This is a genomic window from Photobacterium jeanii, assembly GCF_001650345.1.
GTDB classification, from domain to species: Bacteria; Pseudomonadota; Gammaproteobacteria; order Enterobacterales; family Vibrionaceae; genus Photobacterium; species Photobacterium jeanii.
Genome location: NZ_LVHF01000025.1, coordinates 151,147 through 163,427 on the forward strand (window position 1 = coordinate 151,147; position 12,281 = coordinate 163,427).

Below are 12,281 nucleotides of genomic sequence, written 5' to 3' on the forward strand. Positions count from 1 at the left end.
CTTATTGAATAAGCTGCTCAGATAATTTGCTAAAGCCGTCACCGATGTGACGGCTTTTTTTTTGTCTCTGATTTCGGGAGGTATATAGTTACTGCAGTATGCAACTTGTTTGCTTTGAGAGGCGCTCTGGGAGGCGATCATGGATGTGGTAACCGAAAGACAAACGACGGCAGTAACGACACCATCGCAAGAAAAAGGGATTTATTCATGGCCGGGTAAGGCCTATCCCCTAGGGGCGACAGTGCAAAAACACGGGGTGAATTTTAGCCTGTACTCCAAACATGCGACCAAGGTTGTGCTGCATTTGTTTAAAGATCGCAACGATAGTGAGCCGCTTCTGTCTTTTGATCTGAACTCCACCATCCATAAGCGCGGCCATTATTGGTTTGTGTTTATCGGCAATATTGGTCACGGCCAAGTGTATGCTTTCCAAGTTGATGGCCCATGGCAACCTGAAGCCGGTTTACGATTTGATGCGGAAAAAGTGCTGGTGGATCCATACAGCCATGCATTGTGTTTTAGCGAAGATTACCAACGTGAGCGCGCTATTCAGGCAGGTTCTAACATGGATGCCTGTATGAAAAGTGTGGTGGTCGATCATATGACGTTTGATTGGCAGCGCACGCAATCGCCGCGTCATTCGCTCACCGATACCGTGATCTATGAAATGCATGTGGCGGGTTTTACCCGTCATCCAAACTCTGGGGTGAGTGAAGAAAAGCGGGGTACTTATGCTGGCGTAATTGAAAAGATCCCGTATTTAAAATCGCTAGGGGTAACAGCAGTTGAGTTGATGCCAGTGCAGCAATTCGATCTCTCTGATGCGCCTCCAGGACGTGAAAATTATTGGGGATATAGCCCGATCAACTTCTTTGCTTTGCACTCTGGCTATAGCGTTGAGCAAGACCCACTTGCGGCGATCAATGAATTCAAAACCATGGTACGCGAGCTTCATAAAGCCGGGATCGAAGTGATTCTGGACGTGGTGTTTAACCACACAGCAGAAGGGGATGAAAACGGCCCCACGTTCTGTTTCAAAGGGCTGCAAAACCCGGCGTATTACTTGATTGATAAACAAACGGGGCAATACGCGAATTACAGTGGCTGTGGCAATACCTGTAATGCTAACCACAGCGTGTTACGCCGGATGATCATCGATGCGTTGCATTACTGGGTTACTGAGATGAAAGTGGATGGCTTCCGGTTTGATTTAGCCTCGGTATTGGCGCGTGATAGCGATGGTCAGCCTATGAGTCAGCCGCCATTGTTGTGGTCGATAGACTCCGATCCGATTTTAAGCAGTACCAAGATCATTGCCGAAGCGTGGGACGCGGCAGGTTTGTATCAGGTGGGCTCGTTTATTGGTGACCGCTGGAACGAATGGAACGGAAAATACCGAGATGATGTGCGCGCATTCTGGCGTGGTGATAGCCATACCGTTAGTCGTTTTGCATCGCGGATTTTAGGCTCGCCTGATATTTATGGTTGTCAGCATCACTCACCGCACCGCTCGGTGAATTTCATTTGTGCGCATGACGGCTTTACTCTCAATGACTTGGTGAGTTACAGCGAGAAACATAACTGGGATAACGGTGAACATAACCGTGATGGCGATAACCATAACTTGTCCTGCAATTATGGCGTCGAAGGGCCCACCACGGTCACGGAAATTGAAGCGTTACGCCATCGTCAGTGTAAAAACATGCTCGCAACCCTGTTCTTATCGCTGGGAACGCCGATGCTGAATATGGGTGATGAGGTGCGTCGTACTCAGCAAGGTAACAACAATGCTTATTGTCAGAATAACGAACTCAGTTGGTTTGATTGGCAGCTAGTGGACAAACATGCTGATCTCTATCGGTTTGTCTCAATGCTCAGTCAATTACGTAGTAAAGAGCCGACCCTAGATTGGAACATGCACCGTTCGCTCAATTCGGTACTCGATTCGGTCGAGATTTGCTGGCACGGCATTGAGCCTCATCAGCCTGATTGGGGCGAGCGTTCGCACACCTTGGCGCTGACTGTGAACCATCCATTAACCGACGATGAATTGTACGTGGTGTGCAACGCCTACTGGGATCCACTCGAGTTTACCATTCCTGATCGTGAACAAACGGATTGGCACTTGGTGATTGATACCGCTGCGCCAAGCCCGTGTGACATCTATTCTGTTGATGAGGCGCCACGTTATGCGGACAATAGCGTGGTGGTCACAGGTCGCAGCATGGTAGTGATGGTAGCGAAATGAAACCGTTAAGGTGATAAGCACATCATGCTGAGACGAAAACAAGAGAGGGAAAGGTGGGAACGATAGCGAATTGGCTAAAGCAGGCGGTAGCCAGCTACGATGCTTGGTGTCAACGAATAGGGTTAACGGAGCAAAACCGTCGCTGTTGTGCGCCTGTGCGTTACGATAGCGATGATCCGCGCCATCCTGATAATCAGAGATCATCTTGTTCATCTGTTCCCGCTTCATCATCAGCGGAGCGTCGTAATGAGCACCAATGAGCCTAAACACCCAAATGACGAGGTGATTAATGGCTTGATCGATAGCCATTGTCATTTTGATTTTGCCCCGTTTGCCGAAGATCCTGCTCATTACTTAGCGCTGGCGCAGCAACAAGGGGTCACTCAGTTAGTGGTGCCTGCTGTCGGACAGCGCAATTGGCAAACGCTGGAGCAGCTTGCTGCGCAGTTTCCGAATATTTATTTCGCTCTTGGCTTACATCCATTCTTTAGTGCAGAGCACGGTGAGACACCACTTATTGCACTCGAACACGCTTTGCAGCGTGCAGAGAGCAATGCGCAGTGTGTAGCTGTTGGTGAGTGTGGACTGGATTTTGCGATCCCTGATGCTGATCGTCATCAACAGCAAACATGGTTAGAAGGGCAGTTAGCATTGGCTAACCGTTTCGACAAGCCGATTATCTTGCACTGTCGCAAAGCCTTTCCTGAGCTTGTTAGATTATTGAGACAAAATCCACCCAAACGAGGTGGCGTATACCATGCGTTTAGTGGCAGCTATCAACAAGCGGTTCAACTCCTTGATCTAGGTATCAAAATTGGCGTTGGAGGGACCATTACTTATGGTCGTGCGCATAAAACTCGCACTACAATGACTAAGTTGCCATTGGCAGCCTTACTGCTCGAAACCGATGCACCCGATATGCCTGTTGCCGGTTTTCAGGGACAACCCAATCGTCCTGACCGACTTCGTAATATATTGCACAGCTTGGCGGCACTCAGAACGGAATCTGAACAAGAAATAGCAAGGGCGACCTCCTTGACTTGTGCTGAACTTTTCAGCATTCCTTTGTGAGCTAGATCTCAAAAGAAAAACGTTTGCGTTAACCGATTGCGCAAAATGCTAATGCTATTGTGATCCCAGTCACGCTTGAGATTAAACTTTCACATCCTTTCCTTGCAAAGTGTGAGGTTGGCATTATTTTATCGGCCCGAGCATAAGTATAATGCGCCGGACTCATTAGTGAGCCGAATTGTCGAGACGCCAAATTTAACTAAAGGATGCCATAAACTATGAGCCTGTTTATGAGCCTGGTTGGGATGGCTGTGCTGCTAGCAATCGCAGTACTGTTATCAGATAACCGTAAAGCTATTAATCTACGTACTGTTGGTGGCGCATTTGCCATCCAATTCTGTTTAGGTGCATTTGTTCTGTATGTGCCTGTTGGTCGTGACGTACTGTATGGTATGTCTCAAGCTGTAGCTAATGTGATTAGCTACGGTAACGACGGTATTAACTTCCTATTCGGTGGTTTAACGTCTGATAAGATGTTTGAAGTGTTCGGTGGCGGCGGTTTCGTATTCGCATTGCGTGTACTACCAGTTATCGTATTCTTCTCTGCATTGATCAGCGTTCTTTACTACATGGGTATCATGCAATTTGTAATCAACATCCTTGGTGGTGGTCTACAAAAAGCACTTGGTACTTCACGTGCGGAATCAATGTCTGCAACAGCTAACATCTTCGTAGGTCAAACGGAAGCTCCTCTAGTTATCCGTCCTTTCGTACCTAAAATGACGCAATCTGAGCTGTTCGCGGTAATGTGTGGTGGTCTAGCATCTGTAGCGGGTGGTGTACTAGCCGGTTACGCATCTATGGGTGTACCTCTAGAGTACCTAATCGCAGCATCATTCATGGCGGCACCTGGTGGTCTTCTATTTGCTAAAATCATCAAGCCTGAAACTGAAGAGCCAATCGAGCAACTTGCTGGCGACGACGCAAACGGCGACGACAAACCAGCTAACGTCATCGATGCAGCAGCAGCGGGCGCGTCTTCTGGTATGCAACTAGCACTTAACGTAGGTGCAATGCTACTAGCGTTCATCGGTCTAATCGCTCTAATCAACGGTATGCTAGGTGGCATCGGTGGTTGGTTCGGTATGCCTGAGCTAACACTAGAACTAATTCTAGGTTACGTATTCTCTCCACTTGCATTCCTAATCGGTGTGCCATGGGAAGAAGCAACAATCGCTGGTTCTTTCATCGGTCAGAAACTGGTAGTTAACGAATTCGTTGCTTACCTAAACTTCGCACCTTACCTAGCGGATGGCGCAGAAGTTGTTCTTTCTGCTAAGACTGAAGCAATCATTTCTTTCGCACTATGTGGTTTTGCTAACCTTTCTTCTGTAGCAATCCTACTTGGTGGTCTAGGTGGTCTAGCACCTAGCCGTCGTCACGACATCGCTCGCTTCGGTATGAAAGCGGTAGCGGCAGGTACTCTATCGAACCTAATGTCTGCGACAATTGCTGGTCTATTCGTAGCTGTAAACGCGATGTAATCATCGGCTAACAGCCACTCGCTTAAAACGCCACGGTATTTACCGTGGCGTTTTTGTATCTGGCGCTTGTGGGTTTTCCAGCATCCTGCACTTAATACTCCCTTCCTGTTTGTTAGTTCCTGTTTGTTACTAAACTCGCGCTACTTGCCTTTCTATTTCTCTTTCTTTTGGTTGTTTCTCTTCATCTACGATAAGTCTGCGCTTGCTTTGGCTCGGTGCATTGGGTTGGTGTTTTGGAATGACGGATGCTCTTTGTTTGCTTATGCCTCAGGGGGATTGTTTCTGCTGGGTATTCTTGTATTTCGTTATAACTAAAGGTGTTGAGTATAAAGTGTGATTTAGCTCGCCTTGAGCCTTGCTGAGTGCTTGATATCAAAGGAGATCAACAGGTTTAGTAAAAACACCAATATGGGTGAAACTTATCGCCATAAAATCGATTGCGCTCCCTTTTCTGGATGCCATCATTACTTACTATGGTTGTCATTGAGAGCAAACAAGATCTCGGTAACACGTATTTCTCGTCGTCACTTTGGTTGCGGTTTTGAGTCTACACTCATAGTTGGCTTAGCAAGCAATAAGAGAGACGAAGATGGGTGAAGTTGTTTTGTCTATCGTGGCGGGGTTTATCGTCGGGATGTTGTTTTCAGCGATCAAGTTACCGATCCCTGCACCACCTGTATTATCAGGGGTCATGGGGATAGTGGGCGTTTACCTTGGCGGGATAGCGTACCAGTGGATTGTGGCGCATTTCTTCTCGGGATAGCAGAAGAAAACGCGACAAAATACAAACAAAATCACAAGGTTAGATTGGTAGCGGTGGTAAACACATTGTCTACATCAGGAAACACGACTTTAATGGAGTGGACATTCTGACCTTGGTATGATGGATGTATCATCTGGATTGGATGATTGCTATTGCAGCTTCCCCAAAACGTGATGGGAATTATCACGCAGCTGTGAATGGCGTAAGCAAGGTGAACCCTCCACCTTGCGCGGTGAAAAAGGATGTCGATTGAGTGCCCAAACGCACCTCAATTCTTCAAGGAGCAAGTCCGCTCAGTGAGCAGTTCGCACTGTGTGAACTGTTTGACTTAGTAATGATAACTGGACTCTGGAGATAGTCATGAGCGAATTAAAAGCTGCTGCACTACGTGCACTTAAACTAATGGATCTTACCACTCTTAACGATGACGACACTGATGCAAAAGTGATCGAGCTTTGTAAGAATGCGAAGACAGCCGTAGGCAACACTGCAGCAGTATGTATCTATCCACGCTTTATCCCAGTTGCGAAAAAGCAACTACGTGAGCAAGGTACCCCAGAAGTACGTATCGCAACGGTTACAAACTTCCCACACGGTAACGACGACATCGAAATCGCAGTCGCTGAAACAAAAGCAGCGGTAGCCTACGGTGCAGACGAAGTAGACGTAGTATTCCCATACCGCGCGCTAATCGCTGGCAACGAAGAAGTTGGTTTCGAGCTAGTGAAACAATGTAAAGCCGCTTGTGGTGACATTCTTCTTAAAGTGATCATCGAAACCGGTGAACTAAAAGAAGAAGCACTGATCAAGAAAGCGTCTGAAATCTCAATCAACGCTGGCGCAGACTTCATTAAAACGTCTACAGGTAAAGTGCCTGTAAACGCAACACCAGAATCAGCAGAGATCATGCTAAACGTGATCAAAGCAATGGGCGTAGCTGAAAAAGTGGGCTTCAAGCCAGCTGGCGGCGTTCGTACTGCTGAAGATGCACAAACTTACCTAGCAATGGCTGACCGCATTCTAGGCGCAGAGTGGGCTGACAACATGCACTACCGTTTTGGTGCATCAAGCCTACTAGCGAACCTGCTTCACACGTTAGGTGAAGGCGAAAAAGCTGCCGAAGGCGGCTACTAAGCCTTTATGAGGTGGCGCTAGCCGCCACCTTGATTTCCCACGCTTTGTAACTTGTTAGACGCTGTGAAATTCGTAGCGTCCGGGTTAATACACTTAAAATTCACGAAGCGTGCACCCTACATCCCAACCTAACAGGGGCAAAAATTATGTACTTACCTCAAGAAATTATTCGTAAAAAACGTGACAACATCGTAATAACTGCGGACGAGATTAACTTCTTCATCCAAGGTATTGCGAAAAACACTGTATCTGAAGGTCAGATTGCTGCGTTCGCGATGGCGATTTACTTCAACGATATGACCATGGACGAGCGTGTAGCACTAACATGTGCGATGCGTGATTCAGGCATGGTGATTGACTGGAGCCACATGGAATTTGATGGCCCAATCGTTGATAAACACTCAACAGGCGGTGTGGGCGACGTAACATCACTAATGCTAGGCGCAATGGTTGCGGCATGTGGTGGTTACATTCCTATGATTTCTGGCCGTGGTCTTGGTCACACCGGCGGTACGCTAGATAAGTTGGAATCAATTCCAGGTTACAACATTACGCCAACTAACGATGTATTTGGTCAAGTGACCAAAGAAGCTGGCTTTGCCATCATCGGTCAAACAGGCGATCTAGCTCCAGCTGACAAACGTGTGTACGCAACACGTGACGTCACAGCAACGGTAGATAATATTTCATTGATCACTGCATCTATCCTGTCGAAAAAACTGGCGGCAGGCCTTGGCTCGCTAGTGATGGATGTAAAAGTTGGTTCCGGTGCTTTCATGCCAACCTATGAAGCATCAGAAGAGCTAGCGAACTCGATTGTAGCAGTAGCGAACGGCGCGGGTACGCGCACTACCGCGCTACTAACTGACATGAACCAAGTGTTGGCTTCAACAGCAGGTAACGCCTTAGAAGTGCGCGAAGCGGTGCAATTTCTAACAGGTGAATACCGTAACCCTCGTTTGTTTGAAGTGACTATGGCACTGTGTGCGGAAATGCTACTGATCAGTGGATTAGCACAAGATTTAGACCAAGCGCGTACTAAGCTGCAAGCGGTACTTGATAACGGCCAAGCAGCCGAGCGCTTTGGTAAAATGGTGGCAGGCTTAGGTGGCCCAGCAGATTTCATGGAAAACTATGACAACTACCTAGACCGCGCTGAAATTGTAAAACCTGTATTTGCAGACCCAGCTCAATTGGCGGGCAACACTGCGTTTGCATCAGCAATGGATACCCGTGGTTTGGGTATGGCTGTTGTGGGCATGGGCGGTGGTCGTCGTATTGCTTCAGATACCATTGATTATGCAGTGGGCTTGAGCGATATGATCCGTCTTGGCGATGAAGTGTATGCAGATACACCACTAGCAATGGTACACGCACGTACTGAAGCTCAGTGGGAAGAAGCGGCGAAAGCGGTACGTGAATCCATCACGGTTTCTGAGCAAAAACCAGAAGCAACCCCAGAAGTTTATCGTCGCGTTCGCGCAGAAGATGTTTAATTTGGAGTCAATATGAAACGTTCAATAATCCTAGTACTTGATTCATTCGGTATTGGTGCCACCGAAGATGCCGTCCAATTCGGTGACGTTGGCTCTAATACTTTGGGTCACATCGCACAAGCTTGTGCGCGTGGTGAAGCAGACAACGGTGAGCGTAGCGGCGCGCTAAAACTGCCTAACCTAAACAAACTAGGTTTGGGTAAAGCGTGTGAAGAATCATCAGGTTACTTCCCTGAAGGTTTGGATGCGAATGTGGAAATCACAGGCGCATACGGTCACGCGAAAGAGTTGTCGTCGGGTAAAGATACCCCGTCAGGTCACTGGGAAATTGCTGGTGTACCTGTGCTGTTTGATTGGGGTTACTTCACCGATCACAGCAATAGCTTCCCACAAGAGTTACTAGATCGCATTGTTGAACGTGCCAACCTACCGGGTTACCTAGGTAACTGCCACGCATCAGGTACGCAAGTACTGGATGATCTTGGTGAAGAGCACATGAAGACGGGCAAGCCAATCTTCTACACCTCTGCTGACTCGGTATTCCAAATCGCGTGTCACGAAGAAACTTACGGCTTAGATAACCTACTAGCGCTATGCCAAGTTGTGCGCGAAGAGCTGGAAGACTACAACATTGGCCGCGTAATCGCGCGTCCATTCATCGGCGCTGGCAAAGGTCAATTCGAGCGTACAGGTAACCGTCGTGACCTGTCTATCGAGCCGCCAGCACCAACCGTATTGCAAAAACTGGTTGAAGAGAAAAACGGTGACGTTATTTCAATCGGTAAGATCTCTGATATCTACGCAGGTTGCGGTATCACTCAGAAAGTGAAAGCAACAGGTATCCCAGCATTGTTTGAAGCAACGCTAGAGCAAATCAAAGCAGCGGGTAATGACAGCATCGTATTCACTAACTTTGTGGATTTCGATTCTGCTTACGGTCACCGTCGTGATGTTGCGGGCTACGCAGCAGCACTAGAGTACTTCGATAAGCGTCTACCTGAAATTCTTGAACTGCTACAAGAAGACGATGTACTGATCCTAACGGCGGACCACGGTTGTGATCCAACATGGGAAGGTACAGACCACACTCGTGAGCACATCCCTGTAATTGTAACTGGTCCTAAAGTGCCAGCGGGCTCACTAGGTCGTCGTGAGACGTTTGCTGATATCGGTCAAACCATCGCTGAGCACCACGGTGTGTCAAGCATGGAATACGGTAAGTCGTTCTTATAAGTTCGGCGTAAGATCAAAGAATCTTCGCTGTTTCAGCCTATGATTTATAACAGTGACTGAAACAGCGAACCCCAATTCGCCAATGAGCCACGAGCTTGTTGCAACATAAGGAAATAACTATGGCTACTCCACATATTAACGCTGAGATGGGTGATTTTGCAGACGTAGTTCTGATGCCTGGTGACCCACTTCGTGCAAAATACATCGCAGAAACTTTCCTAGAAGATGCGAAAGAAGTATGTAATGTTCGTAGCATGCTAGGTTTCACAGGTACTTACAAAGGTCGTAAGATCTCTGTGATGGGTCACGGTATGGGTATCCCATCGTGCTCAATCTACGCAACAGAGCTAATTAAAGACTTTGGTGTGAAGAAAATCATCCGTGTTGGTAGCTGTGGTGCAGTACGCGACGACGTTAACCTACGTGATGTTGTGATCGGTATGGGTGCATCGACTGACTCTAAAGTAAACCGTCTTCGTTTCGGTGGTCACGATTTCGCAGCACTAGCTGATTACGGCATGGTGCAAAACGCAGTAGAAGCAGCAAAAGCGAAAGGCGTTGACGTGAAAGTGGGTAACATTTTCTCGGCAGATCTGTTCTACAACCCAGATTTTGATTTCTTCCAAACAATGAAGAAATACGGCATCGTTGGTGTTGAAATGGAAGCGGCGGGTATCTACGGTCTAGCGGCTGAGTTCGGCGCTAAAGCTCTGACTATCTGTACTGTGTCTGACCACATCCTACGCGGTGAAGCGACAACATCTGAAGAGCGTCAGCTAACGTTCAACGACATGATGGAAATCGCACTAGAGTCTGTACTACTAGGCGACAAAGAATAAGCTTTATTCTGATTTCCCCCTAAATACAAAACCCCAGCTTATGCGCATAAGCTGGGGTTTTCTTTATCTATGAAATTCTAGTCTTTTGCGTTTGCCGTTAATAAAAACGGTGAGTGCCACATGTCTTTGCGGNAGTCTTTTGCGTTTGCCGTTAATAAAAACGGTGAGTGCCACATGTCTTTGCGGCGGGCAAAGGTCATCGCAAGCAAGAAGCCAATAAAGAGGGCGGCGATCACTAAACCACGTACGATATTGGTCATACCTTCGATTTCATTGGTGGCGTGTTCAACCAGTTTGCCGTGCTCAAGGGTGATGCGTAAAAAGCCAATCACTTGATTGCTCGACAGCACAGGTTCGATGATTTGCTGGCGCCCATAACTCGCAACAGACAGCGGCGTCGATAGCCCAGTAACTTGCTCTACTGGCATGGCTTCTTCGGTGCGCGCCACAGTGCGACCTTCAAGATCGTAAATAGTTGCGTCTAAGATCAGCGGATCGTTTGATAATCGTTGTACCAACACTTGCAGTTTGTCTTGGTTTTTATCGATTAAATCATCCACTGCAGTTTCTGCGGCCTGTCTTACAAGCATGCGCGACAAAGTTTGGGTTTGCTCGCCCAGCATCTGATAGTTGCGCTGATTGAGTTGCGAGCCGTATTCCAGCATCGCGATAATGCCACCCAAACAAGCAACCAAGACAAAGACTTGCCAGATACGCTTAAATCGTGTGGTTTTAAATTTCATCATGGTCGTACATCCCTTTCATCGCCACTTCGTTTAGCGGTCAAATTTGGCGAATAGCGCCATCATGGGGTAATTTGGTGTTGTAGGCAGTATACCAGCGTTTTAGCAAAGCGGTAGAAATCCCAAACACCTTCACTGAATAACTTGTTAGGGAGTTTTTCTGCTCCAGAAATTTGGTTATGGTAGAGAGGCTGAACACATAAATAAGTGCAGTGCTTATACCCTTGGCGAGCCCCGTTTTTGTTTGGTGTCGCTAAAGGTATAACTACTTCAACAAGGATGATGAGTCGTGCTAAAAATCAGAAAACATATCTCGTTGCAGCAACGCTTTCCCGAGATGATCGGAACCCCTAATTTATTAAAGCAAAAAGCGACGACCTTGCTGTATGGGCGTGTTATTTCGCCAATGATGATCGAGACCATAGGCGATCAAGCGGGCGAGTATTTATCTGTGGTGGCGGGTTGGAAAGTTGGTGATTACGATGCGGTATTGATTGAAAATCCGCTTCATTTGCGGCTTGAACAAGCCATTATCGACCATGAGATCGATTTTGTTGCCACCTCTGATTTGCCCGATCTCCGTGAGCCTGGGCTGGTGGTGATGGACATGGACTCGACCGCGATTGAAATCGAGTGTATCGATGAAATTGCCAAATTAGCGGGTGTTGGTGAGCAAGTTGCCGCCGTTACCGAGCGAGCGATGCAAGGGGAGTTAGATTTTGAGCAAAGTTTGCGTCAGCGAGTGGCAACCCTGCAAGGGGCTGATGAAGCGATTCTGGCGCAAGTACGAGAGCAACTCCCATTGATGCCCGAGCTGCGAGAGTTAGTGAAAGCTCTACAAGAGTGTGGCTGGCGAGTGGCGATTGCCTCGGGTGGTTTTACTTACTTTGCCGACTACCTCAAGCAAGAGTTAGGGTTGGTCCATGCTTACGCCAATAACCTCGCGATTGAAAACGGCAAGCTAACCGGTGAAGTGGCTGGTGATGTGGTGGATGCACAAGCCAAAGCCAATGTGCTGTTAGAGCTTGCTGAGCACTTCGATATTGCCCCTCATAATACGGTGGCGGTTGGCGATGGAGCGAATGATTTGGTGATGATGACAGCTGCTGGATTGGGCATTGCGTATCACGCCAAGCCTAAAGTGGAAGCGCAAGCCAGTGCCGCAGTTCGTTTTGCCGATCTGGGGGGCGTGATGTGTATTTTATCAGCCTCGTTATTACCGCAAGGGATCAGTTGGTAACGGATAACGCCTCTTACCTATTCCATTCCT

The 12,281-nt window shown here is 47.7% G+C and carries 10 protein-coding genes and 1 pseudogene; 10 read left to right on the top strand and 1 reads right to left on the bottom strand.

Annotated features, from left to right (window positions below):
• The first annotated feature begins 139 nt into the window (after positions 1 to 139).
• The 9 genes from glgX (at position 140) to deoD (ending at position 10,268) form a co-directional block, all read left to right on the top strand.
• A complete protein-coding gene (gene glgX / locus A3K86_RS11510; RefSeq protein ID WP_068331061.1) occupies positions 140 to 2,248 on the top strand; it encodes a glycogen debranching protein GlgX in 2,109 nt (702 codons plus the stop codon).
• Between the two features lie 53 nt (positions 2,249 to 2,301).
• Entirely contained in the window at positions 2,302 to 2,508 is a 207-nt protein-coding gene (locus tag A3K86_RS22490) for a hypothetical protein (RefSeq protein WP_084406581.1), read from the top strand.
• Positions 2,495 to 3,319: a TatD family hydrolase gene (locus A3K86_RS11515; protein WP_198160422.1), complete on the top strand. Its 825-nt coding sequence runs from the start codon at positions 2,495 to 2,497 to the stop codon at positions 3,317 to 3,319. Before A3K86_RS22490 ends, A3K86_RS11515 begins: the two co-directional genes overlap by 14 nt.
• A gap of 218 nt (positions 3,320 to 3,537) precedes the next feature.
• Positions 3,538 to 4,803, top strand: a complete 1,266-nt coding sequence (locus A3K86_RS11520) for a NupC/NupG family nucleoside CNT transporter (RefSeq protein WP_068331063.1) — start codon at positions 3,538 to 3,540, stop codon at positions 4,801 to 4,803.
• Between the two features lie 589 nt (positions 4,804 to 5,392).
• On the top strand, positions 5,393 to 5,566 hold the full coding sequence (locus tag A3K86_RS11525; protein ID WP_068331065.1) for a XapX domain-containing protein: 174 nt from the start codon (positions 5,393 to 5,395) through the stop codon (positions 5,564 to 5,566).
• A gap of 360 nt (positions 5,567 to 5,926) precedes the next feature.
• Complete coding sequence (deoC, locus tag A3K86_RS11530) at positions 5,927 to 6,700, top strand: deoxyribose-phosphate aldolase (protein ID WP_068331067.1); 774 nt, start codon at positions 5,927 to 5,929, stop codon at positions 6,698 to 6,700.
• 146 nt (positions 6,701 to 6,846) lie between these two features.
• Positions 6,847 to 8,196 carry a thymidine phosphorylase gene (gene deoA, locus A3K86_RS11535; RefSeq protein ID WP_068331069.1) on the top strand — a complete coding sequence of 450 codons (1,350 nt, stop codon included), beginning with the start codon at positions 6,847 to 6,849 and terminating at the stop codon, positions 8,194 to 8,196.
• Positions 8,197 to 8,208: 12 nt separating this feature from the next.
• Positions 8,209 to 9,429 (top strand): phosphopentomutase, encoded by a 1,221-nt coding sequence (locus A3K86_RS11540; protein ID WP_068331071.1) that lies wholly within the window; start codon positions 8,209 to 8,211, stop codon positions 9,427 to 9,429.
• Between the two features lie 119 nt (positions 9,430 to 9,548).
• A complete protein-coding gene (gene deoD, locus A3K86_RS11545) occupies positions 9,549 to 10,268 on the top strand; it encodes a purine-nucleoside phosphorylase (protein WP_068331073.1) in 720 nt (239 codons plus the stop codon).
• A 133-nt stretch (positions 10,269 to 10,401) separates the two neighbouring features.
• On the opposite strand, the pseudogene A3K86_RS11550 reads toward deoD, so the two are convergent.
• Positions 10,402 to 11,014 (bottom strand): annotated as a pseudogene (locus A3K86_RS11550) (YtjB family periplasmic protein); the annotation flags it as partial.
• A gap of 286 nt (positions 11,015 to 11,300) precedes the next feature.
• On the opposite strand from A3K86_RS11550, the gene serB reads away from it, so the two are divergent.
• Positions 11,301 to 12,251 carry a phosphoserine phosphatase gene (gene serB / locus A3K86_RS11555; protein WP_068331077.1) on the top strand — a complete coding sequence of 317 codons (951 nt, stop codon included), beginning with the start codon at positions 11,301 to 11,303 and terminating at the stop codon, positions 12,249 to 12,251.
• Positions 12,252 to 12,281: the final 30 nt, after the last annotated feature.